Here is a 25,698-nt window from a genome sequence, read left to right as displayed (position 1 = left end):
TTATATTTCATTATTCTAATTGTTCGATAAATTGACTATTTGGAATATGAAATATGTTGTGGAGTTGTTACTAATTGGAAGATTTTCATTCATCTATAAAGGAACTTGCAGAACTGAAACTGGAATATGATATTTTATCCAGGAAAGTTCTTTATGATGTTGTGGAAAAAGTTTTTGATAACAAGTCCGAGCCGTTGCCAAATTTAAAAAATCGCAATCATGCAATCCTTATCCTTGGGCGTGAAAAAGAGATGATGCCTTCCGCACTGGCCAAGTTCCTGAACCTGAAAAAAAGCAGTGTGACAAGCATTATTGATTCTCTTGAAAAGGACGGTCTGGTAAAAAGGACAGCTGATCCTATGGACCGGAGAAAAATATGGATCTCTCTAACCTCCTCTGGTTATAGGTATATGGATGTTCTTGAAGGCTGTGTGGAAAAATTCGTTAATGTCATGCTTGAAGGGCTTGTAGAGGATGAAATTGAAGAAATGCTGCAAAGCATGCGTTCGGTAGTAAATCTGGAACGAAAAATATCTGCCTATGTTTCAGATAATTAATATAATTGGTATAAATGAATTCTTTCTATTAATAAATGCGAAATTATATATAGACGAATTGCATGGTCAAACCCGCCAATATATAGTCAAATGCTAATCTACAAGAAATCCAGCATATTTGAGTAAATCTATAATATTTATAAATCAAAAGGAGCGGGTCCCCATTAAAAACATCTTTGAGAAACTGGGTATTTTCATAGAGGATCATGCGGTTGCCATTCTGATAATTGCAATGTTACTTGTTCTTGTTTCATTTGAAGGTGCTCAGCTGATCAAGATGGAATCGGGTACAGAAACATTTGTAGATAAAGATTCGCAGCTGTACCAGAATTATGATCATCTTTATCTGAGCCTTTTCAGTAAGGAAGCCATCGTTGTTATGGTGGAAGGTGGTGATGTACAGGACAGGGCTTTACTGGAAGCGATCGATCGTCTGGATAGGATGTCGTCTTCGATACCGGGTGTGCTGAGTACGCAAAGTGCTTCTTCGGTTGTAAAGGAAGCCAACAATCTGGAAAACGGAAGATTTGAGATCCCGCAAAATGATGAACAGTTGTCCGAATTAATTCCTTATATTCCGTCGTCCCTGTCTCCGGATAAAACCCATACACTTGTTTTTATTGAAATGGCAGGGGACACCAGTGAGATTCGAAAACAGGAAATTCTTAGTGAAGTTGAATCTTCGGTAGACCTGGCAGAGTTTCCTCCAGGGTACAATTTTATCGTCACCGGTGATCCTGCCTTTGAGATAGGGATGAATGAGGAAATGATGTCCAGTATGGGTGTATTGCTCTTGCTCTCCGCCTTTTTGATGGTCATTGTTCTCTATCTTGTATTCAGACACGTAAGATGGAGATTGATGCCCCTTGCAATTGTGCTTCTGGGAATAATCTATACGTTCGGTGCAATGGGTTATCTGGGTATACCCATGACAATGGTATCCATGGCAGCATTTCCGGTACTTATTGGTTTGGGAATTGATTATGCCATACAGTTCCATAACCGTATTGAGGAAGAACTGGACAGGGGTGAATCTCCCAGGGAGGCGGTTATCGACACGATCAAACATACCGGTCCGGCTGTCATGATTGCGCTTACAATCACATCACTTGGCTTTGTTTCTCTTGCGACTTCTACAGTACCTATGGTACAGGATTTTGCAAAACTTCTTCTTATTGGTGTGTTTATGTGTTTCTTGTCCTCTCTTTTTGTAGGTGTGACTGTTATATACGGGCTTGATACCTTTGCAAAAAAAAGACAGGAAAAGGCAAAGAAGCACCATGTCGATTCCCTCCGTCACAGGCTTATCACACGCAGGTTCAAAAAATCTGGCAAAAAGCAAACCAGCAATGATTCAGGCGGCTTTATTGACAATACCCTGCGTTCGGTTGCGACTTTTACAATGAAGCATCCCGTTCCCGTACTCATCATTGCAGGTTTGATCTGTGTAAACGGTCTCTACACAGATACCTTTGTGCCAATCCAGACAGACACTGAAACCTTTGTGCCGGAAGACATGCCTGCCCTGATAGACCTTCAACATCTCGGGGATATTACAGGTGGGGATGATGAGCTCAACATAATCATAAAAACTTCAAATATTGCAGACCCTGACCTTTTACATTGGGTCGATAAATTCAGCCGGCATGAAGTTGATAATCGTGAGAATATCTATGGAGCCACAAGTCTGGCTTCCCTTGTCAAATCGAACAATGATGGAGTGCTTCCGGATTCAGAGGAAGGGGTCAGGCATGTTCTTTCAGCGATTCCTGATTCAGCAAAGGAACGATACATCAGTGGCCAGAATATAATGGTCGTCAACCTCAACATTGGTGATGCTATGAGCGGTCTGGGACTGGAAGGTATTGAAACTCTTGCTAATGTCATTGAAAACGATATTCAGTGGCTTGCTCCTCCACCAGATGTAAGTGTGACAATCACGGGTCATTCATTTGTGTTTATCGAGGTAATAGGTGCCCTTACCTCTGGGAGGATTTTCATGACATACCTGGGTCTTGGAATGGTTTTCGCCGGTTTGCTTTTAATATACAGGGATTTCCTGAAAGCCTTTGTACCTGTCATAACCATGTTTATGGTAATTGGATGGACTGGAGGGCTTATGTACTATCTGAATATGGAATACACGCCGATGACCGCGACCCTTGGAGCTCTGATATTGGGTGTTGGTTCGGAATATGCGGTACTTATGATGGAGCGCTACTTTGAGGAGAGGGAAAAGGGTGCTCTACCTGAAGCAGCTATGTGTGAAGCCAGTGTTAAGATCGGCAAGGCTATCGTTACTTCCGGACTGACCACATTATTTGGTTTCCTGGCACTGGTTGCTTCTGCTTTTGGTATTATAAGCAGTTTTGGTATTATTACTGTAATCGATGTTGCCCTTGCTATGATTGCTACATTTGTCATATTCCCTCCCGTAATTGTAACCCTGGACAAATGGAGGGAAAAACACAGAGCAAAAAAAGCAGGGCATAATCTGAATTTATCTGCAAATAACCTTCAAACAGGGGCTGATATCACATGAGTAGAACCCAACACAATACAAATAATTTCAGAAGACAACTGGTCTTTCTGTCCCTGATCTCAGTAATACTGCTTGCAACTCTATTTATTGGTGTGTCTACGGCCCAGTCGAAAGAGTACATTCCCCCAACTTATGAATATACTACAAATTATTACCGGGGTTATGGTATGCCGGATATTCATGCCTCAGTAGTAGGGGACACTCATTTTGATCGGGGCGAAAAAGCCAATGTCAATGTTATTCTATCTAACAGGGGTATTTTGCACGGCTTTAAATCCGTCACAGATGTGGAGGATGATAAGGCCGAACAAGCCCTTGCCATGAAAGAGCTGGAATATGAAACAAAACGCACAATTGCCTACGGTATAAAGACCAGTCTTGTTTCCCCCACTGATTATATAGAGATCGATTCTTCGACCAATGGCCAGACCCTGGAAAAATTGGTTCCCGGAGATTTACCCTCGCGTCCTATGACGTTCACGATTGAAATTTCGGATAACGCTCCAGCAGGGGATTATATACTGTTTCTTCCTGTAAGCTATGAGTATCAGGAGGATGTTCGTATGACAGGTGGCAAGACTATTCAGCTAGGGCTACCTGACATGGATCATGCTACCTACTACAATAATTCGAATACAACTCTGCAAATACCTATCCATATAGAAAAAGCAGCTAAATTCCAGGTAGTGAATGTCGATGGAGATCTGGTTGCCGGTGAAGAAAGCCTAATAGAGGTGACTTATCGCAATGTAGGTGAATTGACCGCGGAGGGTGCTCTTGCCAGGGTGGTCATCATGGACCCCTTAAGTACCGGCAGTTCTACTGAATTGCTGGGTACTCTTGAACCGGGCGAAGAACATACAGTTTCATTTAATGTGAATTCAGACGTTATGGCTGTTGTCAAGGAATATGCAATAGATAGTGAGATACGCTATATGGATGAGGATGGGGAATACGCATTTTCTGATAACATGAAAATAAATGTTCCAATGCAATCATCAGATGAATGGATTGGTATTACTCAGATTTCACTTTTATTGACTTTTTTGATAACGATATATCTGGTAGTTGACAGTATCCGCAAAAAGAAAAAGTAATTCTGTAAAGGAGAGGAGTGAACATGAACAAAAGAAATTTAATAATAGGAATAATTGCACTGGGAATATCCCTGGTGTGCCTGATTCCGGGCTCTGCTGCGGGCTTTACCCCGCAGAATAATGCCCTGCCTGATAACTTTGATTTTAGTGATAACTACTACACTGTATATGGCGGTCCCGATGTAAGCGCAAACATTGTTGGGGATAATGAATTTTATCGTGGTGATAGCGTCACTTTGAATATCAATCTTATGAATAAGGGGCTGATTACAGGTTTCAGGTCTGAAAAGGATGATGACCCGATAGATGTACTTGATCAGAAACTACAGCAACAGGAAATGTCCTATGAATCCCAAAGGACAACTGCGATTGGGATTGTGGCAATTCTCACTTCCCCTGATCCCAATGTAGAAGTGAAATCCGGTCCGCAGGAAGCCGGTTCACTGGCTTCCGGTGAGCAGACTTCATCTCCTGTTATGTTTAATGTGGAGTTTTCGAAGAATGCACCATCAGGGGATTATCCCCTGATTCTCAGTCTTTATTATGGTTACCAGAAGAATGTCCAGGTATCCGGGGATAATGAAACAAGTCTTGGAGTTACAAATATGGATGTGGGACTCTGGTATGATGTGGGTTCCCAGAATGTTACCATCCCTGTAAATGTGAAAAAGGAAGCGCAATTTGAGGTTACCAATGTTTCCGGGAAGCTGGCTGTTGGTGAGGAAGGAATGCTGCATGCTACCTATACCAATACGGGTAATGAACCTGTAAAGGATGCCATTGTTCGTATAAGTGCAGCTAATCCTTTCAGTACCACGGATGATCAGGCATATCTCGGGGATCTGGATGCCGGGGAAAGTTCCGTTGCGGTATTTAAAATTAAAGTAGGGGATACTGCGATTGAAAAACCATATGCCATAAACAGTGAAATCAAGTATGAGGACACTAAAGGTCATGACAGGGTTTCAGATAATGTGAAAATAAAAACACAGGTATCGGCTTCATCCAACACCTATACAGGCGGATTGATGTTACCTGTAGGTTTTGCTATTGCAGCATTGGTTATAGGTGCTATTGTGTTGTATATGAGGCGTAAACCAGGTCAAAAACCAGAAGAGTGATGTTTTTATCACTCCTCTCCTTATTTTTGTACAATCCTGTTTTGACAGCAACATTTTTACGTAATTAGAATTATTAAGTGTTTCACGTTCAATTCATCTTATATCAACTACATTTCTACTTTAGTCCCAAAAGGGAGGGAAATTAAAAATTGAGTCAGCCTTGTGTTAATATTGGCATGGTAGGTCATGTCGATCATGGAAAAACCACTCTTGTACGTTCATTATCCGGTGTATGGACTGATAAGCATAGTGAAGAACTGAAAAGAGGTATCTCAATCCGTCTGGGTTATGCAGATACAACTTTGATGAAATGCCCCACCTGCCCTGAACCACGGTGTTATTCAGTAAAGAAAGAATGTCCACACTGTGGCGCAAAAACAGAACAAGTCAGGACCATATCCTTTGTAGATTCTCCTGGGCACGAAACACTGATGGCTACAATGCTTTCGGGTGCAGCCATTATGGACGGTGCTATTCTTGTCATTGCTGCCAATGAGGAATGCCCCCAACCCCAGACAAAGGAACATCTCATGGCTCTTGACATCATTGGTATCAAAAACGTTGTCATAGTCCAGAACAAGATTGATCTTGTAAACAGGAAAGATGTCATAGAGAACTATAAACAGATAAAGGAATTCGTCAAAGGCACGGTTGCAGAGAATGCTCCCATAATCCCTATTTCTGCCCAGCAGGATATAAATATTGATGCACTTATAGATGCAATGGAAAAAGTGATTCCGGCTCCTACCTACAAACTTGATAAGGATGCACGAATGCTCATTGCAAGATCTTTTGATATAAACCGTCCAGGTCTTCCTATTGACCAGATATCAGGTGGTGTTATCGGTGGTACCCTTACAGAGGGCACATTGAAGGCTGGCGATGAGCTGGAAATAAAACCAGGCAGGAAAGTTGAAAGTGAAGGTGCCATCCACTGGGATCCTATTCATACCAGGGTAACTGGTATTATAGCAGGTACGACTCCCGTTGATGAAGCTACTCCCGGAGGTCTTCTGGCAGTGGGTACAGAGCTTGACCCGGACCTGACAAAAAGTGATTCTCTTACCGGCCAGGTAGCAGGTAAACCCGGGACATTACCCAGTACCAATCATTCTTTCACCCTCAGGTTAAAACTTCTTGATCGTGTTGTCGGAGTGGATGATGAAGGGGAAATTGGTCAGATCAAGACAAGTGAGCCCCTGATGTTAAACGCCGGCACAGCCACAACTGTGGGAATTGTTACAAGTGCCAGGGAAGATGTTGCCGAGGTCAATCTTAAAAGACCTGTTTGTGCAGACATTGGTTCAATGGTTGCCATAAGCCGCAGGATTGGTTCCCGATGGAGATTGATCGGTATCGGGGTAATTGAGGATTGAAGGTTATCATTGACACAAACGGGATAATGCTTCCAGCACAATTTGGTGTGGACATATTTGCGGAACTCAGGAGATTGGGTTTTGATCAATTCCTCCTTCCCACAGCGATCCTGCACGAACTTGATGGCCTTGTAAGACGTTGTCGGGGTAAGGATAAAATGGCTGCGAAATTAGCTATTTCATTATCCCAAAGATGTGATATTATAGAAGGAGAGGGATTTGCGGATGATGTGATTGTCCGCCTTGCACCCGTTTATGATGCAGCTGTGTTGACCAATGATATTGGATTACAGCAAAGGTTGAAAGAAAAGGAAATACCAATTGTAAGGCTGAGGCAAAAGAACAAACTTGATTTCCTGTAATCTGGATAATAGCACAATGGTTTATAAGGGATGAGAAGTTCTGGTATTCTTATATAATGATATTGCGGAGATAATTATATGTACAAGAGGATGAAGCTTGTTGATACAGTTCGGGTCGCTCCCAGTCTCCTTGCCGATGATGTAAGGGTCAGTGTCAAAAATGCTCTCAAGAATAAACTTGAAGGGCGAGTTGACAAAAAGATCGGCTCTGTTGTAGCTATCACTGATATTGATGAGATAGGTGAAGGTCATATTCTTGTAGGAGATGGCGCAGTCTATTATGATGTTACTTTTGAAGCGATCATGTTCATACCGACGCTTCAGGAAGTAATCGAAGGTGAAGTTGTTGAAACCGTTGAATTTGGAGCTTTTGTCAGCATAGGTGCAATGGACGGTCTTCTGCATGTTAGCCAGATCACAGACGATTTCATGTCCTATGATGGAAAGAATGGAAGGCTGATCAGTAAGAACGTAAATAAAGCTCTTTCTGAAGGCGATCGAGTAAGGGCTCGTATAGTGGCTGTTAGTATTAATGAAAGGGAGCCACGTGACAGTAAGATCGGCCTGACAATGCGACAACCTGCTCTGGGTAAGCTGGAATGGCTCGATGAACAGAGAAAACCCACTGTAGCAAATAAATAATCAGGAGTTTTAGTATGGTTGAATCTGTTTGCATGGACTGTCACAGGCTTGTTGCAGGTCAGGAATGTCCTGTTTGTGGCACCACTAACCTTAGTAACGATTGGAGCGGACTTTTGGTTATAGTGGACCCTGAAAAGTCCGAAATCGCAAAAAAGATAGGGGTTACGATTCCTGACAAATATGCTTTGAAGGTGCGGTAATTTGGGTGGAACGATTTCGATACCCGCATCCCTGCGTCCTCTGTTACGTAAAAAATTTGGGGTCCTTTATGAAGGGTCCGGCGAAGATAACATTGGAAAAGTATCAAGGGATCTTGATGACCCCATAAAACTTATATCTGTAGGTGATGTTACTACGTTCCACTTGCTCAAATCGAATATTATTCCAGATATACTTGTAATCGATGAAAAAACTCATCGCCAACCTGCTTGCGAGCAGATGATCACAGGTACAAAACAATCAGGTTTCAAGGAACTGGTTGTAAATAATCCCGCCGGTTCAATTACTGAAGAACTGGTGGATGCACTTGCGGAAGCACTAGGTTCAAATCGGCGAGTCAGGATATTTGTGCAGGGAGAAGAAGATCTTGCATCTCTTCCTGCAATAATGATGGCCCCTGTAGGATCCGTCGTTCTCTATGGACAACCTGGCGAAGGTATGATGTTTGTCCGAATCACTGCTTCCAAAAAGGAAGAGATGACAGAACTAATTGACAAGATCATTGATAAACAGCATTGTAAAGAACAATTATACACTATGTGGAGGAAGTTGTATGGATATCAGCATAATTGAAGAGAAGAACAATACTCTTCTAAACAGAAAGGAACTGAAGTTCAATGTGACTTTTGAGGGGCCAACACCTGCAAGAAATGATGTCAAATCAAAACTTGCAGCCATGCTGAATGTGCCTATTGAACTTATTATAGTCCAGGACATGAGAAACATGTTCGGTAAACAGGAATTATCCGGTTATGCCAGGATCTATGAAGATGCGTCCCGCATGAAAGAAGTTGAAAAGGAATATAGCCTCAAAAGAAATGAGCTTCCAGAAACTGAAGCAGAAGAAGCAAGTGAAGAATAAGGTGGTTACATGGCTGTAAAAGAATATTATAAAATAGACGGCGATAATATCGAACGTACCAGACAGTTCTGTCCCCGTTGTGGCGAAGGTGTATTCCTTGCCGAACATAAGGACAGGTTGACCTGTGGTAAATGTGGCTATACTGAATTCAAATAAATATTTTCACTCTTTTTTTTCTTTTTCTTTCCTGTAATTGCCCAGAGCTACTTTTATAGTATTTTGCAGGGAATTTTCCTCAAAGGGCTTTATAAGATAGCCGTAGGGTTTTGTTTTTTTTGACCTTTCAAGTATTTTATCATCAGAATAAGCTGTAAGGTATACAACAGGGATGTCCATGGTGCCATATATCTTTTCAGCTGCTTCAATTCCATCAATTTTGCCTTTCAGCATTATATCCATAAGTACAAGATCCGGAAAAGTGATTTCAGCTTTTTTTATGGCTTCTTCGCCAGAAGCTGCTATGCTGGGCACCCTGAACCCCATTCTTTTGAGCATTTTTTTTATGCCAAGGGCTACTATATTTTCATCTTCTACCACGAGGATTTTTTCACCTGACATCTTCGCCCTCTGTTATTTCTTGATTTTTTTCCTGGAAAGTAATTTCAAATCTTGTGCCTTTTGATGTGTCTATTTCTATTGTTGCATTGATCTGTTCTGCAAGTGTATGGACAAGCAGGAGGCCAAGGGAATCTGTATCTTCGAAATCAATTTCACCTTTCATTCCGATACCATTGTCACTGACAACCAGTTTGTGATGATCATTTATTTTTCGAAGCTCGATTATTATAGTGCCTTTACCCTTATCAAAAGCATACTTCAATGAATTGGATACAAGTTCATTAATAATTATTCCGAGTGGAACGGCTGTATCCATTCCCAAAAATATGTTTTCTACATTAATTTTTATATCGACTTCACTTTTTTCCAGTACATAGGATTGGGACAGATAATTGATAAGATTTTTGCTGTAGTCTGCAAAATCAATACTCTCCATGTCCTTTGACTGGTAAAGTTTCTCATGTACAAGAGCCATTGTGCGAACTCTGTCCCTGCTATTGTTGAAAGCATCCAGCACATCCTCATCCCTGAATTTTTCAGATTCAAGGTATAATAGTGTGGATATAACCTGAAGATTATTCTTTATCCTGTGGTGTATTTCTTTTTTTCGTATATCTTCAATTTTGAGAAGGGCTTCTTCAGCTTTTTTCCTTTCATCGATATTCACGATTACGCCCTGTAGATATTTCACATCATGGCATTTGCCTTCCAGATCAGAAACCTGGCTGTAAATGTCATTATCTTCATTAATAATATTATGTATGACTTCACGCTGCTCTCTCTGGATAAAGGTACGCTCATCAACCCATCGGGTTTCACCGTCTTTTGTCAGTATCCTGTACTCTATATTGAACTGGGTTTCCTTACCGGAGCATATTTCCCCAAGTTTAGTTTCAACTTCGGGCAGGTCATCCGGATGTACAATATCCCCATAATCAAGGCCATCTGGTCCGAAATCTTCCGGAGAATATCCAAACTGGGATATGTTCTTTGATACAACTTCAACAGGCCAGTTCTTTTCTGCTTTCCATTTAAAAACAATTACGGGGCTGTTGTTGACAACTTTTTCCATCTCTTCTCGTAACTGACTGGCATTCTCAAGAGCATTAAGTATATCATTCAATCCTTCAGGTATTTCCCGGAAATCAATATCTACGTCTGTTTCGGCCCTTTCATCAAGTTTCCCTCCTATCGCAGCATCAGATATATTCTTAAAGTCGTTCACTATTTCATTTATCGGGCCTGTCACCGATCTGGTAATCAAGATTGCAACAGCTCCCATGAATATCAATGATATTGAGGAAATCAAAAGTAATCTATTCCTGAGGTCTGTTACTCCTGCAAGCATTTCATCCCTTGGTACCACCAGGATAAATGCAAAATTTGAGGTCCTTATTGGTTCATAGAACATGACCACATCTTTGCCGGTAATGGGATCTATTGTTTCAATATAGCCACTTTTGCCGAGTTTTATTTCATCAGCCATCTGTGTAATTTCCGGCACACCGTAGTCATAGAGGGTTTTTGCTCCCACAAGTTCTTCATCTGTAGGATGAGATATGAGAATCCCTGTATTTCCGGTCATAATCGCATAGCCGGTATCAAAGGTTTTTACCTTGTTTATTACAGCATTAAGGTGATTCAGGGAGACATCTACACCCCCTATGCCAATAAATTCACCCTCTCTCATAATGGGTGTGACATAACTTACAATGAATACACCCTCATAGTAATAAGGTTCAGTAACGATATCCCGATTTAGTTTTTTTGGCAGCTGGTAGTATCCGGATGTTTCATAATCGAGCAGTGGGTCAAGTGTTATTTCTCCTGGTATTCTGTTCCAGTAAGGAATGAATCTCCCGGTTTCATCGTGGCCGGTCGTATTTACATAACTACTATCCATCCCATCAAATGCATTGGGTTCAAAACAGACATAGGTTCCCAGTAAGTCAGGGTTTTCTTCCAGCAGTTTTAGTAATATATTGTTTACTTCTGTACGGTTTTCTGAATGATACTGTGTAAGGGAATGGGCTATCGTTTGTCCAATGGCCTGGTTTGATCGCATTTCAATATCAAACTTATTGGCATAGTTTTTCGCCGTCTCTATTGATTGCTGGTATGCCAGATCCTCTTCCTGGGTTGTAACTGTTGAAATAATCACTGCAGTGGATGTAATCAGTACCACAAGTATTCCCATCAGGATAAAAAATACAAGTTTGGATTTTAGTGGTACATCTTTCCATGTCATTTCAATCATTCAGTCGGGGTCAATCCCATTCTATCAGAGTTGATTTCTGGCGAAAGTGTTCATATAATTCAGTACCCCATTGAAGTGCACTTGCATCAAAACTCATTATTTTCTTGTGATCGTACATATCATTCTTATTGAAGAGGCAGAGATAAATGAACCTATCTGTTACAACGGATGTAAGATTGACTTCGTTGCAAATATAGAGATTTGTATGTTCCCGTTCAACAATGTGGCGGAATCTATCAGTGTATTCTTCTTTCATCCGCTTGTAAATTGGCTCAGTAAGGATAAGGTCTATTTGAACCCCGTCGTTTGCCAGTTCATAATATAGATCGGGATAAAGAGGATGGAAATAGGCCATTATTGTCATTACTTTATTAGATTTGATCAGATTCTTGCTGAACTCTTCGGGCAGGTCAAAAAGATGGTTCATATCCGGTTCGATTACCATACATTCCCCTATATCACCCAGCCGTGAATCAAGTTCTTCCGGGATTGAACTTAAATCCCGGGTTGCCCAGTAGTCATTATTTTCCTCTATTACCCCCAGGGTTTTCAACAGTGGGACCATATTTTTTACTATAATTTCCCCTATATCCGAAAGCAGATAGACCCTGTCCTCTTCGATGATTAGGTTTTGCTCCCTGAGTATTTTTATCTGGGGCATCATTGCTTTGGATGTAACATTAAGGGATGTTTTGATCTGGTCTATATTTCTGGGTCCTTCCATTAGTAGTAAAAGAAGTCTTTTTCTTTTTTCAGAGAGCCAGATAGTATCACTCAATGATGATTGCATACATTCACCTTTTAGTAACGGGGGTTAAACTTCTTTTTTTTATATTATTTATACCATTTCAGAAAAGGGTCCATTAAAACGAGGTTATTTATTTTAAAACCGTTATAATTTCCCATACCACTGGTAATTGCTCATACCCCTTGACAAACCTCTTAGGGTTTGATCATTCTTTTATCTTTCGCAAATTCGATGCAATTCAGGCTATATACAATTCATATCCTCTTTTTCTTGAGAGTAAGCCGATTAAATCGGTGGTCTCAAATCTCTATGGAAAGGAGGTTGTAACTACGTCAAAAGAAGAATTATACAAAGAACTGTCTGATGCAATTGTAAGTTGCAAGAAAGACCAGGTTCTTGCTGCTGTCGAAAAAGCCCGTGGTGAACTCGAGGCTCCCGACATCATTGAGAATGGTCTTGCAGCAGGTATGAACGAAGTCGGTACCCTTTTTGAAAGGGGTAAGTTATTCCTTCCACATGTCATGATGGCTGCAGAAGCCATGCAGGCCGGTGTGGATGAACTTAAAGATGATATGCCTGAATCATCCGAAAAAGCTGCCAGCGTAATTGTCAACGGTACAGTAGAGGGAGATGTCCATGACATTGGCAAATCGATTGTATCAACCATGCTCCAGACATCAGGATTCGAAGTCCATGACATTGGCCGTGATGCACCTGTATCAGATTTCATTGCCAAGATCAAGGAAACTGGTGCAAACATGGTCGGTATTTCCGCACTTATGACTACCACTCTCCAGGGCCAAAAGGAAGTAATCGAAGCCCTTGAAGAAGAAGGTCTCCGTGACAAGGTAAAAGTCATGGTAGGCGGCGCACCTGCAACCAACTCCTGGGCCAAAAAGATCGGTGCAGATTGCTATGCAGAAAATGCAACTGAAGCTGTCAACAAAGCAAAGGAACTTCTCTTATAAGGTGATTATTTATGGCAAATGAATATTTCTTAAGAATGGGAGACGGTGAAAGAATCTCCATGACCAAGGAGCAGATAATTGCAGACCTGCAGGAAGGTAGTGCAGATGCAGCAGACCTTGGTAACATTCCTGAACTTTCCGGGGACCAAATTGACAAACTCGCAGACATCATAATGAATCCCAACCGCCTTGTCAGTGTCGAACCAGGTATGGAAATCCCGGTTACCCACGACATTGGAACTCTCAGGATCGATGGTGACCAGGGTAACAGCGGAGTAGGCATCCCATCCAGCCGTCTTACTGGCTGTATGATGCACGAGAGAGGTTTCGGTGCTGACACAATGGAATTGGGTCATATCGACTACAGTTTCAAACCTGTCAAACCAGTAATTGCCCAGGAACAGCAGGCAATGGAAGTCTGTCAGCAGAACATGACTGTCCCCCTTCTCTACGGTGCAATGCCAAACCTTGGTCTCTATTATACACCAGATGGTCCATTCGAAAACCCTGGTGACCTCATGAAGGCTTTCAAGATCAAAGAAGCCCGTGAATCCATCGAGCATGCCGGTGATCATGCAACCCGTGACATGACCTGGATCATGCAGCACCTTCAGAAAGTAGGTTGTGACGGTGTCAACTTCGATACTATCGGTGCAGCCGGAGATGGTGATTTTTATGCTTCCCTTTATTCTATCAAGGCACTCAGGGAAGAATTCCCCAACATCTACATCGAAGCAGGTATGGCCGGTGAATTGACTCTTGGTATGCACGGCGAACTTGAGTTTGAAGGTAATGTTCTTGCTGGTCTGTGGCCACATGAACAGGCACCACTTGCAGAAAAGGCTGGTGCAAACGTGTTCGGTCCGGTTTGTAACACCAATACCAGCAAGTCTTCCGCATGGAATCTTGCCCGCTCAGTCACCTTCACCAAAGCTGCAGTTGAAGCTTCAAACATCCCCTGTCATGTTGATATGGGTATGGGTGTCGGCGGTATTCCAATGTTCGAGACTCCACCGATCGATGCAGTAACCCGTGCCAGCAAGGCAATGGTTGAAGTTGCAGGTGTCGATGGTATATAGATCGGAGTTGGCGACCCAATAGGTATGCCAATCTCACACATCATGGCATCCGGTCTTACAGGTATGCGTGCAGCCGGTGACCTTGTTGCCAGGATGCAGTTCTCCAAGGACATGCGCATAAATGAAGCCAAGGACTATGTTGCCAAGAAACTCGGGGTTGAAGCACTTGACCTGGGTGACGAGCATGTCATGAGGGAAATCCGTGAAGACCTTGACATTGGCGTACTTACATCCGTTCCAGGATGTGCCAAGGGTATCGCATCCAAGATGAATATTGAGAAACTTCTCGATATTGACATCAACTGCTGTGACAAATTCAGGGAAATCACAGGCTAAATTTAAAGGCCGGGGTTTCCCGGTTTTAATTTATTATCTTTATAATACATTTCAATAAAAAGGAGCGTGGTGTTTCTTATGAGCGAAGAAAAAGGTGATGCAGGAATCGATCTGCATCATGCGGAACAATGTAGTAAAGTCGTGTGCGATGCCAGTGAACTGGAACGTACTATTGACTGGAAACAGGGACTTGCCATCGCACTTGGTGTCCCGCTGTTGATCCTGCCTTCTCTGGGATATTTCCCTCTTTGGGTATCATCAGCTGCAATAATCGTTTGGGGTCTTTCTGTATTCCAGGGTTTTATGCAAAACCTTGCTTATGGTGAACTTGCAACCGCCTTTCCCCATGCATCGGGTCTTCCCGGATTTGCACAAAATGTGTTTAAAACAAAAGATTACACGGGAAAATTTGATAAAAGTAAACTGATAGGCGGTTTCAGTGCCTGGAGTTACTGGTTTGCATGGAATCCTGTACTTGCGATATTTGCCATTCTTGTCGGTGGCTATATGTACAATCTCTTCCCCATACTTGCAGAAACATTTACTGAATACCAGCTTTCTCTGGTTGCGGGAATTGTAATATTCGGTGGACTTATCTTGGTCAATTACCGTGGTCTTGAAGGTGGTGCACTTGCCGGCTATATACTTGCGGCTATTTCGCTGTTGCCCCTTATTGTAATTACTCTGGCACCCTTTGCAACCGGTGATGTAGTAATGTCTAATATCACAAGCCAGTGGCTTCCAGCAGATTGGGCGTGGGATGCTCATCATATCTTGATACTGTTTGGTCTGTTTGCAATGGCTCAGTGGAGTGCCTGTGCCTGGGAAACAGCGGCTATCTATGGTCCTGAATACAAGAATCCGGGATCTGACGTACCAAAAGCTCTGTTTGTCTGTGGTGTAGTATGTTTCTTCTCTTTCGTACTTGTACAGGCAGCAGTAATAGGAGTTCTCGGTGTTGAAGGTACAATTGCACAACCAATATCCCCAATGATTCCTGTAGCACAGGCTGCTTTTGGGTCTGCCGGTGCAGTGGTTGCAATCGTCATGTTGATAGCAGCAATGGTGCTTATCATCCAGACTGCTTACCTTGGTTCTGCCAGGGCAATGCACTCGATGGCTACTGAAGGAAATCTGCCAAAAATTTTCGGTAAACTAAATTCCTCCGGTACCCCTGTTGTGGCAATGGTAGTGATCGGTCTTTTCAACCTCCTGTTGATATCCATGGGTACACCGACTGCAATCCTTGCAGCATCTGCCATTGGTTACACATGTGCAAACGGTATCAGTCTATTTGCCTATGTAAAAGCCAAATTAGACCCGGAAATGGCCGCACTCGACAGGCCATTCAAGGCACCAACAGGCTGGAAGAACATTGCATTGCTCTTTGGTGTGTTTAACATTCCTCTCTGTCTTGTGGGTGTAGTCTATCTTAACAGTCTTGAAGTCGGATGGACTTCAACCTGGGTAGGATTCATAGTACTGGCACTTTACCTGCCAATGTGGTTCTACTCTAGAAACGAGGCACATAAGGAAAAAGAAACAATCAGTGCTGTCAGCCTTGTTTCAAGTATCTCCTCCAGTAAAAAGAAGTGAGTGGGATTTGTCTAAAGCATTTCCGGGTTTCTCCTAACCGGAAATGCTCACTCCTATATTTTCTAGCTGTCTAAAATCCCATTCTTTTAATTTTTTGTTCATTTTTATACACTATTTTTTATTTAATTCTCCCTGCAAAAATACATATACATGTCATATCGTTTTCACTTTGTATTCATACCAAAACTGAATCAGAGCGAAAAACATGCCAGATATTGAGGATATGATTATCGGGCTACTTCTCACAAGTTTCACAGTTGCACTTGGCCTTTATCTTGTAACATCCGGCTCGCAACTTTATATTCCACGGATGGAAAAGGTAATGATGGGAATGGTTCTTGTTTTTGTAGCAACCGGTTATAACAATTTCCTGCGGGCTCCCTGATATAAAGACAAAATCTCTATATCATGCCTAATACCTTTTCTACCCATGGATTCTAATTACCCGCTGCCTGAACTTGTAGTAGGTGTAAGGGATGAAGGTACCCTGTACGCATGTTCACAGTATGCAGATGCTGTGTATTTTTCCGTAGATCGGCTGAGCCTGCGTTCCCGCGCAAAGGCTATCACTGTGGATAATCTTTCAGATTTTGTAAAATCGGTACGAGAAAAAGGGTTGAAAGCTTATCTTGTTGTCAATTCTGTCATATATCCTGAAGACACTGCTGATTTATCGGCTATCCTCAAAGCCGCCAGGGGAGCAAAAGTGGATGCAATCGTGGCCTGGGATCCCGCTGTGATATCACAGGCATCCTCTATGGGACTTGATATACATATTTCCACACAGGCTAATGTTTCCAATGCAACGACGGCAGAATTTTATGGTTCTCTTGGTGCAAGTCGTATTATTCTATCGCGCGAGCTAAGTCTTGATCAAATAAAACAAATCAGGCAACATACTGATATGGAACTGGAGGTTTTCGTTCACGGGGCTATGTGTCAGGCGATTTCCGGTAGGTGCTACCTGTCGGCATATCTTCTGGGTAAATCCGGCAACTGCGGTCAATGTACCCAGCCTTGTAGATGGGAATGGACACTCAATGCGGATGATGGGTCAAAGGTGCAGGTGGGGGGGAAATACTTGCTAAGTGCCAGGGACCTGTGCATGATTGAACATATTCCCCAACTCGTAGAAGTCGGGATAGATGCCTTCAAGATTGAGGGACGATTACGTGACTCAAGGTATATTTCCACTGTATCCCGATGTTATTCAGAGGCTCTGGAGGCCTGCAGAAGCGGGGAATTTGAAAACAACAGGATACTTGAATGGAATCAACAGCTTTATGCTGTTTATAACAGAGGTTTTTCCACAGGTTTCTATTTCGGGATCCCTTCACGGGAAGGTTTCATTGTGGAAAAAGACATGAATGCATCGCAAATCCTCAAAGAACTTGTAGGTGAGGTTGTAAATTATTATAAAAACCAGAGTGCTGCATATGTGAGGCTGACTGATTCTGGCCTTAATATAGGTGATACTATTCTGATTGAAGGGGAGAATACTCATCTTGAACAGCAGGTATCTTCCATGCAGGTGGAAGGTAATAATATTAAATCAGCTGAAAAAGGTATGGATGTAGGACTTGCCGTAGATGGTAGGGTCAGGCCCAATGATAAGGTATTCAGGATAGTATATCCTGGCACATCCGGGAGTGAGTGAAATGGATCAATTCATGAAAGAAGCGATAAATGAAGCTATGGCTGGTCGCGATAGCGGTGGTATCCCCATAGGCTCTGTCCTTGTAAGGAATGGAAAAGTTATTGGAAGGGGGCATAATCTCAGGGTCCAGGAAGACGACCCGCTAGCACATGCGGAAATTTCCTGTATGAGGGATGCGGGCAGAATTGGAAGTTATGCGGATACGGTGTTGTATTCCACCCTTATGCCCTGCTACCTGTGTGCCGGTGCCGTGGTGCAATTTGGCATAAAGAAAGTGGTTGCCGGGGAATCAGAAACTTTTGAAGGCGCACAGGATTTCCTGCGTAGCAAAGGAGTTGTGGTGGTTGATCTGGATATATCTGAATGTAAAATGTTGATGAAGGAATTCATTCGGGAATACCCTGAGCTCTGGAATGAGGATATAGGAGAAAGTGAGCCATACTAACAAATATATAAATATATGCTGACTATATTGTAGCGTCTCCTGTGGTCTTAATTTTGCAGGAAATTTGTTTTTAAGGGGATGAAGGTTCAATGCCAGCACCAATTGCAGAAGAACTTGCAAAAAAACAACAGTCAATAAGTGTCGCCGAATTTTTTGAAAAGAACAGACAGATACTGGGTTTTGATTCGGCCCCCAGAAGTCTTATTACTACGATAAAGGAAGCTGTGGATAACTCTCTGGATGCCTGTGAGGAATCGGGGATACTACCCGATATTATGCTTCATATTAAACGCTCGGGTAAAAGCGGAGTTGTTGTGATTATTGAGGACAATGGTCCAGGTATTGTGAAAGATCAGATCCCGAGGGTTTTTGCCAAACTGCTTTATGGTTCTCGTTTTCATGCGCTCAAGCAGAGCAGGGGACAGCAGGGCATCGGTATCTCTGCAGCGGTCCTCTATTCCCAGCTTACAGCAGGCCATGCTACCAGGATTATTTCAAAGATAGGCTCCCAGTCCCCGGCTCACTATTATGAACTGATGATCAATACCCGCACCAATGACCCTGAGATATTGAAAGATGAAATAACCGAATGGGATCGTCCCCATGGAACCCGGGTGGAGATGGAAATGGAGGCCACCTATGTAAAGGGGCGCCGCCAATCGGTAGAGGAATATCTCAAAGCCACAGCCATTGTAAACCCCCATGCCCGCCTAAAACTCATTGATCCAGAAGGTGATGAGAGAATATTTGACAGGGCCACTGATAAGATACCCGAACCTGCAAGCGAGATTTTGCCGCATCCTCATGGTATCGAGCTGGGTACTCTTATGAAAATGCTGCGTTATACTGGAAGGCAAAGACTTGCTCCCTTTCTGAGATATTCTTTTTCCAAGATAGGTTTGCTCACAGCAGAAGAAATCTGTAGTGCCAGTGGACTTGATGTGGATATGGACCCGCACACCATTGAAAGGGAAGATGCCAAACGCCTTCTTGATGCCTTCCAGAAAGTAAAAATCATGTCCCCTCCGACAGATTGTCTGTCCCCAATAGGTGAAGAATTGATCTATAAAGGTCTGGAGAAAGAATTCAAAGTAGATTTTATTGCAACTACCACGCGTACTCCCTCCGTATATTCCGGTAATCCCTTTGTCGTGGAAGTTGGAATTGCATATGGCGGCAATCTGCAAAAGGATGACAGGGTCAATATAATGCGGTTTGCCAACAGGGTCCCTCTTCTTTATCAGCAGGGCGGCTGTGTGACCACACATGGTGTGGAAGGTATCAAATGGAAACAATACGGCATTAACCAGCCGGGCGGAGGGCTGCCTATTGGTCCTTTGGTATTGCTTATACATGTGGCCTCCACAAATGTACCTTTTACATCTGAATCCAAGGACGCTATTGCGGATATCCCTGAGATTCAGGATGAGGTGGAACTGGCTCTCAAAGAAGTGGGAAGGAAACTAAACCGCTTTCTTAAAAAGAAAGGTTCCCTTAAAAAACGCAAGGAAAAGGAAGTTATTATTAACAAGGTATTGCCCAGGATGGCTGAAAAACTGGCAGAAACGCTTGATAGGGAAGTACCGGATATCAATCCTGTTGTTGCCAGGGTGATGGGCAACCTGCTTGTTGACAGGCAATTAGATGATGGTAATGCCAGTGTATCCCTCAGGACAAAGAATTTTGGGAGTAAGAAAGTAGAATTCAAATTACATGAGATATTGCCTTTCCAGGTCGAGGCAACCCCAGCACCCAAAGTGGTCAGTATGGGCAATGATTATGATTACATATGGAAAATTGTTCTCAAGCCAGGTGAGGCTTTTGCCGTGAATTACCAGTTACCTGACCCATCGGATTTGGATTCTATAAAAGAACCTCCTATTGTAGAAGGGGTTGAGGAAGAGATTGTTACAGGTGCCAGAGCGATAAAAGGGGTTGTATAATGGCTAAGAATGAACACCGTAAGGAGCATGACAGGCTTGCAGAGCAAAGGTTGACGGGTCTTGCATCGGAGTTGTATTCGCATTTTGTGGATGGAAAGATCCCTTATGTGAATATGCCCAGCAGAACCAAGAACAATATTGAGTTTAATGAAAACAGTGATGTATGGGTGTATGGTGGCCGGGAGAGTGAAAGGAGTGCCAAGACCGTCAAAGGCGCATTCCAGTTATTGAAAACCTCTCATGTGCTTGATTTTCTTTTAAATAACCATATAGGGAATAATCGTGGTTCAACTTTGAGGGAATTATACTATATTTCAGAGAACTGGAATATTGCCAAATTCAAGGAACAACCCGAAAGTGATCGCCTGATTGAGGATCTTGAGATAATTTCCAGTTTACAGAGGGAATATTTCCACATGCGCCCCGAAGAAGACGGTGCTACACTTTTTGGTCCTCTGCAGCTTAGGGAAGAGACCAAGAGAGGCGATCGTGATATCCATTGTCAGGAGGACGTAGGTGAAAGTGGCTATCAGATCCCTTTTAATGTGGAGAATATCGATTTCATAGGTCATGATGCCAAATTTATAATAGCGATTGAGACCGGTGGTATGTATGCCCGTTTGATTGAGAATGGTTTTGATGAACTAAATGATGCTATACTTGTACATCTCAAAGGCCAGCCTGCTCGCTCGACCCGGCGTATGATCAAAAGGATGAATGAAGAACTGGGTATCCCGGTTGTGGTCTTTACTGACGGTGACCCATGGTCCTATCGTATCTATGCTTCAGTTGCATACGGTGCCATCAAGAGTGCCCACCTTTCTGAGTTCATGGCAACTCCTGCGGCCAAGTTTGTCGGAGTGCAGCCTTCGGATATCGTGGAGTATGAATTGTCCACCGATAAATTGACTGATAAGGATGTCGATGCCCTGCGCAGTGAACTTACAGACCCCAGGTTTGAAACCGATTACTGGAAAGAACAGATTAACCTGCAGCTTGATATAGGGAAAAAGGCAGAACAGCAGGCCTTTGCGGGCAAGGGTCTGGACTTTGTCACAAAGACATACCTGCCCGACAGGCTTTCAGATATGGATATAATTTAAAATAGTCATTTGAAGAATTTTGTGCGTTGCAGCAGGTCCTCAACACTCTTTTTTGTTTGGAGGCCTTCCAGCATCCTGTCCCTGTCAATCCACATATCAGCTGCACTCTGAAGGCCGCTTGTTTTATGGGGGATATAACTAATACCTTCATCAGGTGTGGCCAAGCGGTCGGAAAATCCCATTTCCCCTATCTTCCATTCTTTTACGGATGCCTGTGCCTCTGTTTTTGTTTGCTCGGTTTTCTCTTCTGACATGGAATCCCTTTTTGCATTTCCCTGAATATATAACTTACCTGAGTTTGCATCAGTAAACTTAATATTCCCCACTTCCCATTACCGCAGAGGAGTTATTGCAAGTGACGCTGGTTCTTGGCATAGAGGGCACCGCATGGAATCTGAGTGCGGCTGTTGTTAACGAAGATGAAGTGGTCTGTGAGGTGACGCATACCTACAAACCGGCAACCGGGGGCATTCATCCCCGCGAAGCTGCTCAACATCATGCCCAGTTTGCTTTTTGGGTAATTTCCAATCTTTTCGACGAAATTGCAGAGAAAAACATAAGTCCCGGTGATATTGATGCAATCTCTTTTTCACAGGGTCCGGGTCTGGGTGCCTGTCTGAGGACCGTGGCAACTGCTGCCAGGGCCCTTTCCCTTTCCCTTGAAATTCCTCTGGTGGGGGTGAACCATTGCGTAGCCCATGTGGAGATCGGCAGGTGGAAAACACCTGCAAAGGATCCTGTGGTGCTTTATGCAAGTGGGGCCAATACCCAGGTACTGGCCTACAGGCGTGGTAAATATCGCGTATTCGGGGAGACCCTGGATATTGGTGTAGGAAATGCCCTTGATAAGTTTGCCCGCAGTGGCCACCTGTCTCATCCCGGTGGTCCGCAGATAGAGATGTATGCGAAGGACTCAGTGAACTACGTAAACCTGCCCTATGTGGTGAAGGGTATGGATTTCTCCTTCTCCGGGCTTTCAACTGCAGCCACCGATGCCCTGCAAAAACATACGCTGGAGGATGTTTGTTATTCCTTGCAGGAAAATGCTTTTGCAATGCTTGTGGAGGTAACCGAACGGGCTCTGGCACATACCGGTAAAAATGAGGTGTTGCTCGGTGGTGGTGTCGGTGCGAACATGCGCCTGCGGGAGATGCTTGATATCATGTGTGATGACCGTGGTGCATCCTTTTATGTTCCTGAAAAACGTTTCATGGGGGATAATGGTGCTATGATCGCCTGGCTCGGTCTTCTTATGTATAAGGCAGGCGATACAATCAGGGTCGAGGATTCTCATGTAAATCCCAATTACCGTCCTGACATGGTGGATGTGACATGGCTGAAGGAGTAAATGAAATGATCAGGGATGGTGCAGAGGCAAAGGTCATCCGGAGGAATAATCGTCTGGTCAAGAGTCGTATCCCTAAACGTTATCGTGTGTGGGAACTGGATGAGCGGATACGCAGGGAACGCACCCGTGCAGAGGCCCGTTTGATCTCGCAAGCCCGCCGGGCCGGTGTGGCTACACCTGTTATCTATGATATTTATAATTCCACTATTGAGATGGATTACATTGAAGGTAAGCCATTGAAACACGTCATTTCTGAAGATTTGTGTGAAAAACTCGGGGAACTTGTGGGCAGGCTCCATGCTGCAGGTATAATTCACGGAGACCTTACAACCTCGAATATCATCTGGGATGGAAGCAAGATGTGGCTTATCGATTTCGGCCTTGCTTTCAGTGCAGAGGACCTTGAATCCCGCGGTGTAGATGTTCATGTGCTCTTCCAGACCCTTCAAAGCTCACATCCCAACCACGAGGCACTCATAGATGCCTTCTGCAGGGGTTATAATCGCACCCTTGAAGCTGCGAAAGATGTACTGGAAAGGGTTGTTGAAATTGAAACGAGGGGAAGGTACGCCTGAGTAATTTTCATCATACATTTTTGTTCTTGTACAGCCAGATATAATCAATTAACAACTCATAGTGTGATATCATGCGCAAAATTATATTCGTTACCGGCAACAGTGGCAAATTCAGAGAAATAAAGGAAATCCTGGGACAGAGGGGAATTGAGGTCCTCCAGAACACCGATGGTTACCCTGAATTACAGGAAGATGACCTGGAACCAATCGCAGCCGATGGTGCTCGTCGGGTCTGTGAAAAGCTGGGATTGCCCGTGATAGTTGATGATTCTGGGCTTTTCATCGATGCCCTGAATGGTTTTCCTGGTCCGTATTCCGCCTTTGTGGAGGATCATCTTGGCAATCCTAAAGTCCTGAAATTGATGGAGGATGAAGAAAATCGCAGTGCTTATTTTAAATCCGTTATTGGCTACTGTGAGCCTGGAAAAGAACCCCTGACGTTTACCGGTACGGTTGAAGGCAACATCGCTTATGAAGAAAAAGGGGAAGGCGGCTTTGGCTATGACCCTATATTTTTGTATGGTGGCCGGACATTTGGTGAGATGGGAGATGAGGAAAAGAATAAAGTATCCCACAGAAGACGTGCCGTGGACAAGTTTGTGGAATGGATTGACTCAAACTTATGACTGGAGAAGTATTGCCCGCGCCGGTGCCCCATCACATTCTTTTATTTTTAGTGGCAGACAGACAAATCCATAATAACCCGGTTCAACATTTTTAAGGTCCAGGTTCTCAATGATATTGATTCCTTTTCCAAGCAATATCATGTGGTTGTCCAATTCTTCTCCGGAATCCACCGACTCTGAATCGATTCCAACTGTCAGGTATCCTTTTTTGGCAATCCATTCTGCGGTGTCGGGAAGTATTCTTGCAAAATTTTGGTCTGATGATTCAGTTTTCAGCAATACGATTTCACATCTGCCTTTTTCTTTGAAGGGAAAGGCTTTTTCTATTTCGTCATTTCCGATTTCGTTTTTCCCGGAAAGATCGATCAGATAAGCCCTGCCCACAAGAGAGGACAAGTCCACTTCATCCACCGTGGCCCCGCCCTCTAATATATGGGCGGGAGCATCGATATGGGTGGCAGTGTGGCTTCCCATTTCAAGTTTTGAGACACTGTATCCGCAGGATTCTATAGAAGCAATCCTTTCAACGGTAACTTTTGGATCTCCCGGATAAACTCTGGTTTCAGGAGCGATGGATCGTGTAATATCAATAATTTCCTATGTCATTTTCAGATAAGGCCTCTTGAATTTTCCAGCACCTGCTTTGCTTCATCCTTTTCAAGACCTGCTCCCATTGCCACTTTCAATGCAGTGCTTTTTGTAATCAGGTCAGAAGGATGGTGTGAATCGGTATCCACGACCATTGTCGCACCGCTAAGTTTTGCGATTTTGGCAACATGCCCATTGGTGCTGTTATGTCCACCTCTTGCTGTAATTTCCAGACATACATTGTTGTCTGCTGCAATTTCGGCTTCCTCTAGGGTGATAAAACCGGGGTGTGCCAGGATATCCACATCCTGACATTCCACAGCGGCACGGTTTGTGCCGGGCAAAACAGGTTCAACCGGACTTTCTCCGTGTACAACCACAATTTCGGCTCCCAGTTCTCTTGCAAGTTTTGCAAGGGATGCTATTTTTTCAGGGGGCACATGTGTGATCTCAATTCCGGGAAGCACCTTTATGTCCATTAGCTCTTCCAGGTATTTTGCTTTGGTAACACAGTTGAGGATGTGTTCTACATTGGTGAAATCGGCATGGTCTGTAAGTCCGATTGCCTCATATCCGAGGGTTTTTGCCCTGCGGACCTGCTCACTTGGAATAAGTTCTCCATCGCTGAATATTGTATGTGTATGCAGATCTATCATGATAATTCCTGTTGTGTTTTGTATAAAGTATTTATTGTTTGCATTGATAATATCTTCTGTGATAGATGTCCATATTTTTATATCATATGCATGGAATGGATATCTAAATAATTCTTCATATTGGAGATAATGAATGATGAATAATAAGTCAGGGATTCGCAGGTTGGTTCTGGATGTTCTGAAGCCACATAATCCTTCCATAGTTGAGCTTGCAGGTGTGTTGGGTGATGTGGAAGGAGTTGATGGTGTCAATCTTAGTCTTTATGAAATGGATCAGAAAACCGAAAATGTAAAGATCACCCTGGAAGGGCTGGATCTTGATTATGAACTTATCCGCCAGGAAATAGAGAACATGGGTGCGGTGGTCCATAGCGTAGATGAGATTGCAGCCGGTAAAAAAATCATCGAAGAAGTGGAGACTCACCAGGACAGGTGAT

At 43.3% G+C, this 25,698-nt stretch carries 28 protein-coding genes and 1 pseudogene; 23 read left to right on the top strand and 6 right to left on the bottom strand.

The window, feature by feature from the left end; translation table 11 throughout:
- The first annotated feature begins 74 nt into the window (after positions 1-74).
- The 11 genes from BHR79_RS01020 to BHR79_RS00970 all read left to right on the top strand — a co-directional run bounded on the left by BHR79_RS01020 (position 75) and on the right by BHR79_RS00970 (position 8,934).
- Positions 75-557, top strand: coding sequence for a MarR family winged helix-turn-helix transcriptional regulator (locus BHR79_RS01020; protein WP_072560407.1), 483 nt, complete (start codon positions 75-77; stop codon positions 555-557).
- Between the two features lie 232 nt (positions 558-789).
- Entirely contained in the window at positions 790-3,099 is a 2,310-nt protein-coding gene (locus BHR79_RS01015) for an efflux RND transporter permease subunit (protein WP_091828914.1), read from the top strand.
- Entirely contained in the window at positions 3,096-4,196 is a 1,101-nt protein-coding gene (locus BHR79_RS01010; protein ID WP_072560406.1) for a COG1361 S-layer family protein, read from the top strand. Before BHR79_RS01015 ends, BHR79_RS01010 begins: the two co-directional genes overlap by 4 nt.
- 23 nt (positions 4,197-4,219) lie before the next feature.
- Positions 4,220-5,317: a COG1361 S-layer family protein gene (locus BHR79_RS01005; RefSeq protein WP_072560405.1), complete on the top strand. Its 1,098-nt coding sequence runs from the start codon at positions 4,220-4,222 to the stop codon at positions 5,315-5,317.
- A gap of 149 nt (positions 5,318-5,466) precedes the next feature.
- Entirely contained in the window at positions 5,467-6,693 is a 1,227-nt protein-coding gene (locus BHR79_RS01000; RefSeq protein WP_072560404.1) for a translation initiation factor IF-2 subunit gamma, read from the top strand.
- Positions 6,690-7,055, top strand: a complete 366-nt coding sequence (locus BHR79_RS00995) for a DNA-binding protein (RefSeq protein ID WP_072560403.1) — start codon at positions 6,690-6,692, stop codon at positions 7,053-7,055. The genes BHR79_RS01000 and BHR79_RS00995 overlap by 4 nt, the downstream gene beginning before the upstream one ends.
- Before the next feature lie 78 nt (positions 7,056-7,133).
- Positions 7,134-7,697, top strand: coding sequence for a DNA-directed RNA polymerase (locus BHR79_RS00990; protein ID WP_072560402.1), 564 nt, complete (start codon positions 7,134-7,136; stop codon positions 7,695-7,697).
- 14 nt (positions 7,698-7,711) lie between these two features.
- Complete coding sequence (gene spt4, locus BHR79_RS00985) at positions 7,712-7,897, top strand: transcription elongation factor subunit Spt4 (RefSeq protein ID WP_072359208.1); 186 nt, start codon at positions 7,712-7,714, stop codon at positions 7,895-7,897.
- 1 nt (position 7,898) lies between these two features.
- Complete coding sequence (locus BHR79_RS00980; RefSeq protein ID WP_072560401.1) at positions 7,899-8,489, top strand: GTP-dependent dephospho-CoA kinase family protein; 591 nt, start codon at positions 7,899-7,901, stop codon at positions 8,487-8,489.
- Complete coding sequence (locus BHR79_RS00975) at positions 8,470-8,778, top strand: 30S ribosomal protein S24e (RefSeq protein ID WP_072560400.1); 309 nt, start codon at positions 8,470-8,472, stop codon at positions 8,776-8,778. Before BHR79_RS00980 ends, BHR79_RS00975 begins: the two co-directional genes overlap by 20 nt.
- Before the next feature lie 9 nt (positions 8,779-8,787).
- Positions 8,788-8,934: a 30S ribosomal protein S27ae gene (locus BHR79_RS00970; RefSeq protein WP_072560399.1), complete on the top strand. Its 147-nt coding sequence runs from the start codon at positions 8,788-8,790 to the stop codon at positions 8,932-8,934.
- Positions 8,935-8,940: 6 nt separating this feature from the next.
- Here the strand turns inward: BHR79_RS00970 and BHR79_RS00965 are convergent, their stop codons facing one another.
- Genes BHR79_RS00965 through BHR79_RS00955 form a run of 3 tightly spaced genes read right to left on the bottom strand, consistent with a single transcriptional unit; the run spans position 8,941 to position 12,383 of the window.
- The gene (locus BHR79_RS00965) at positions 8,941-9,336 is read right to left on the bottom strand and encodes a response regulator (RefSeq protein ID WP_072560398.1); all 396 of its coding nucleotides are present in this window, start codon (positions 9,334-9,336) and stop codon (positions 8,941-8,943) included.
- Positions 9,326-11,593, bottom strand: coding sequence for a histidine kinase dimerization/phosphoacceptor domain -containing protein (locus BHR79_RS00960; RefSeq protein ID WP_072560397.1), 2,268 nt, complete (start codon positions 11,591-11,593; stop codon positions 9,326-9,328). Before BHR79_RS00960 ends, BHR79_RS00965 begins: the two co-directional genes overlap by 11 nt.
- A 10-nt stretch (positions 11,594-11,603) precedes the next feature.
- Positions 11,604-12,383 (bottom strand): helix-turn-helix transcriptional regulator, encoded by a 780-nt coding sequence (locus BHR79_RS00955; RefSeq protein WP_072560396.1) that lies wholly within the window; start codon positions 12,381-12,383, stop codon positions 11,604-11,606.
- A 251-nt stretch (positions 12,384-12,634) separates the two neighbouring features.
- Here BHR79_RS00955 and mtbC point away from each other — a divergent pair, with 251 nt between their 5' ends.
- The 8 genes and pseudogenes from mtbC to BHR79_RS00915 all read left to right on the top strand — a co-directional run bounded on the left by mtbC (position 12,635) and on the right by BHR79_RS00915 (position 21,468).
- Positions 12,635-13,309 (top strand): dimethylamine corrinoid protein MtbC, encoded by a 675-nt coding sequence (mtbC, locus tag BHR79_RS00950; RefSeq protein ID WP_449288778.1) that lies wholly within the window; start codon positions 12,635-12,637, stop codon positions 13,307-13,309.
- A gap of 11 nt (positions 13,310-13,320) precedes the next feature.
- Positions 13,321-14,724 (top strand): annotated as a pseudogene (gene mtbB, locus BHR79_RS00945) ([dimethylamine--corrinoid protein] Co-methyltransferase).
- A gap of 78 nt (positions 14,725-14,802) precedes the next feature.
- Entirely contained in the window at positions 14,803-16,320 is a 1,518-nt protein-coding gene (locus BHR79_RS00940; protein WP_072560395.1) for an APC family permease, read from the top strand.
- Positions 16,321-16,525: 205 nt separating this feature from the next.
- Positions 16,526-16,705: a hypothetical protein gene (locus BHR79_RS00935; RefSeq protein WP_072560394.1), complete on the top strand. Its 180-nt coding sequence runs from the start codon at positions 16,526-16,528 to the stop codon at positions 16,703-16,705.
- Positions 16,706-16,750: 45 nt separating this feature from the next.
- Positions 16,751-17,977, top strand: a complete 1,227-nt coding sequence (locus tag BHR79_RS00930; protein WP_072560393.1) for a peptidase U32 family protein — start codon at positions 16,751-16,753, stop codon at positions 17,975-17,977.
- A gap of 1 nt (position 17,978) precedes the next feature.
- Positions 17,979-18,422 (top strand): nucleoside deaminase, encoded by a 444-nt coding sequence (locus tag BHR79_RS00925; protein ID WP_072560392.1) that lies wholly within the window; start codon positions 17,979-17,981, stop codon positions 18,420-18,422.
- 89 nt (positions 18,423-18,511) lie between these two features.
- Positions 18,512-20,365: a DNA topoisomerase VI subunit B gene (locus tag BHR79_RS00920; protein ID WP_072560391.1), complete on the top strand. Its 1,854-nt coding sequence runs from the start codon at positions 18,512-18,514 to the stop codon at positions 20,363-20,365.
- Positions 20,365-21,468, top strand: coding sequence for a DNA topoisomerase IV subunit A (locus BHR79_RS00915; protein ID WP_072560390.1), 1,104 nt, complete (start codon positions 20,365-20,367; stop codon positions 21,466-21,468). The genes BHR79_RS00920 and BHR79_RS00915 overlap by 1 nt, the downstream gene beginning before the upstream one ends.
- Positions 21,469-21,473: 5 nt before the next feature.
- Here the strand turns inward: BHR79_RS00915 and BHR79_RS00910 are convergent, their stop codons facing one another.
- Positions 21,474-21,722, bottom strand: coding sequence for a hypothetical protein (locus BHR79_RS00910; RefSeq protein WP_143743590.1), 249 nt, complete (start codon positions 21,720-21,722; stop codon positions 21,474-21,476).
- Between the two features lie 101 nt (positions 21,723-21,823).
- On the opposite strand from BHR79_RS00910, the gene BHR79_RS00905 reads away from it, so the two are divergent.
- From BHR79_RS00905 to BHR79_RS00895, 3 genes are all read left to right on the top strand, one after another.
- Positions 21,824-22,816 (top strand): bifunctional N(6)-L-threonylcarbamoyladenine synthase/serine/threonine protein kinase, encoded by a 993-nt coding sequence (locus BHR79_RS00905; protein WP_072560388.1) that lies wholly within the window; start codon positions 21,824-21,826, stop codon positions 22,814-22,816.
- The gene (locus tag BHR79_RS00900) at positions 22,801-23,391 is read left to right on the top strand and encodes a Kae1-associated kinase Bud32 (RefSeq protein ID WP_234970461.1); all 591 of its coding nucleotides are present in this window, start codon (positions 22,801-22,803) and stop codon (positions 23,389-23,391) included. Before BHR79_RS00905 ends, BHR79_RS00900 begins: the two co-directional genes overlap by 16 nt.
- Before the next feature lie 71 nt (positions 23,392-23,462).
- On the top strand, positions 23,463-24,017 hold the full coding sequence (locus BHR79_RS00895; RefSeq protein ID WP_072560387.1) for an XTP/dITP diphosphatase: 555 nt from the start codon (positions 23,463-23,465) through the stop codon (positions 24,015-24,017).
- Here BHR79_RS00895 and BHR79_RS00890 read toward each other — a convergent pair.
- Together BHR79_RS00890 and BHR79_RS00885 are read right to left on the bottom strand one after the other, a co-directional pair.
- Positions 24,012-24,602 (bottom strand): cyclase family protein, encoded by a 591-nt coding sequence (locus BHR79_RS00890; protein WP_268766004.1) that lies wholly within the window; start codon positions 24,600-24,602, stop codon positions 24,012-24,014. The genes BHR79_RS00895 and BHR79_RS00890 overlap by 6 nt on opposite strands.
- Positions 24,603-24,625: 23 nt before the next feature.
- Positions 24,626-25,261, bottom strand: coding sequence for a histidinol phosphate phosphatase domain-containing protein (locus BHR79_RS00885; protein WP_072560383.1), 636 nt, complete (start codon positions 25,259-25,261; stop codon positions 24,626-24,628).
- Positions 25,262-25,394: 133 nt separating this feature from the next.
- On the opposite strand from BHR79_RS00885, the gene BHR79_RS00880 reads away from it, so the two are divergent.
- A complete protein-coding gene (locus BHR79_RS00880) occupies positions 25,395-25,697 on the top strand; it encodes a DUF211 domain-containing protein (RefSeq protein ID WP_072359243.1) in 303 nt (100 codons plus the stop codon).
- The last annotated feature ends 1 nt before the right edge of the window (position 25,698 follow it).

The organism is Methanohalophilus halophilus, from assembly GCF_001889405.1.
Lineage (GTDB): Archaea > Halobacteriota > Methanosarcinia > Methanosarcinales > Methanosarcinaceae > Methanohalophilus > Methanohalophilus halophilus.
The sequence above is the reverse complement of the archived record's forward strand: the minus strand, read 5'-3'. Positions and strand labels throughout refer to the sequence as shown.

Coding starts and splice junctions, on each gene's coding strand:
- BHR79_RS00925 (WP_072560392.1), top strand. CDS start 17,979: ATGGATCAATTCATGAAAGAAGCGATAAATGAAGCTATGGCTGGTCGC.
- BHR79_RS00895 (WP_072560387.1), top strand. CDS start 23,463: ATGCGCAAAATTATATTCGTTACCGGCAACAGTGGCAAATTCAGAGAA.
- BHR79_RS00965 (WP_072560398.1), bottom strand. CDS start 9,336: ATGTCAGGTGAAAAAATCCTCGTGGTAGAAGATGAAAATATAGTAGCC.
- BHR79_RS00970 (WP_072560399.1), top strand. CDS start 8,788: ATGGCTGTAAAAGAATATTATAAAATAGACGGCGATAATATCGAACGT.
- BHR79_RS00880 (WP_072359243.1), top strand. CDS start 25,395: ATGATGAATAATAAGTCAGGGATTCGCAGGTTGGTTCTGGATGTTCTG.
- BHR79_RS00930 (WP_072560393.1), top strand. CDS start 16,751: ATGGATTCTAATTACCCGCTGCCTGAACTTGTAGTAGGTGTAAGGGAT.
- BHR79_RS00990 (WP_072560402.1), top strand. CDS start 7,134: ATGTACAAGAGGATGAAGCTTGTTGATACAGTTCGGGTCGCTCCCAGT.
- BHR79_RS00935 (WP_072560394.1), top strand. CDS start 16,526: ATGCCAGATATTGAGGATATGATTATCGGGCTACTTCTCACAAGTTTC.
- BHR79_RS00960 (WP_072560397.1), bottom strand. CDS start 11,593: ATGATTGAAATGACATGGAAAGATGTACCACTAAAATCCAAACTTGTA.
- BHR79_RS00920 (WP_072560391.1), top strand. CDS start 18,512: ATGCCAGCACCAATTGCAGAAGAACTTGCAAAAAAACAACAGTCAATA.
- BHR79_RS00955 (WP_072560396.1), bottom strand. CDS start 12,383: ATGCAATCATCATTGAGTGATACTATCTGGCTCTCTGAAAAAAGAAAA.
- BHR79_RS01015 (WP_091828914.1), top strand. CDS start 790: ATGTTACTTGTTCTTGTTTCATTTGAAGGTGCTCAGCTGATCAAGATG.
- BHR79_RS01005 (WP_072560405.1), top strand. CDS start 4,220: ATGAACAAAAGAAATTTAATAATAGGAATAATTGCACTGGGAATATCC.
- BHR79_RS00910 (WP_143743590.1), bottom strand. CDS start 21,722: ATGTCAGAAGAGAAAACCGAGCAAACAAAAACAGAGGCACAGGCATCC.
- BHR79_RS00900 (WP_234970461.1), top strand. CDS start 22,801: ATGGCTGAAGGAGTAAATGAAATGATCAGGGATGGTGCAGAGGCAAAG.
- spt4 (WP_072359208.1), top strand. CDS start 7,712: ATGGTTGAATCTGTTTGCATGGACTGTCACAGGCTTGTTGCAGGTCAG.
- BHR79_RS00975 (WP_072560400.1), top strand. CDS start 8,470: ATGGATATCAGCATAATTGAAGAGAAGAACAATACTCTTCTAAACAGA.
- BHR79_RS00915 (WP_072560390.1), top strand. CDS start 20,365: ATGGCTAAGAATGAACACCGTAAGGAGCATGACAGGCTTGCAGAGCAA.
- BHR79_RS00885 (WP_072560383.1), bottom strand. CDS start 25,261: ATGATAGATCTGCATACACATACAATATTCAGCGATGGAGAACTTATT.
- BHR79_RS01010 (WP_072560406.1), top strand. CDS start 3,096: ATGAGTAGAACCCAACACAATACAAATAATTTCAGAAGACAACTGGTC.
- BHR79_RS00940 (WP_072560395.1), top strand. CDS start 14,803: ATGAGCGAAGAAAAAGGTGATGCAGGAATCGATCTGCATCATGCGGAA.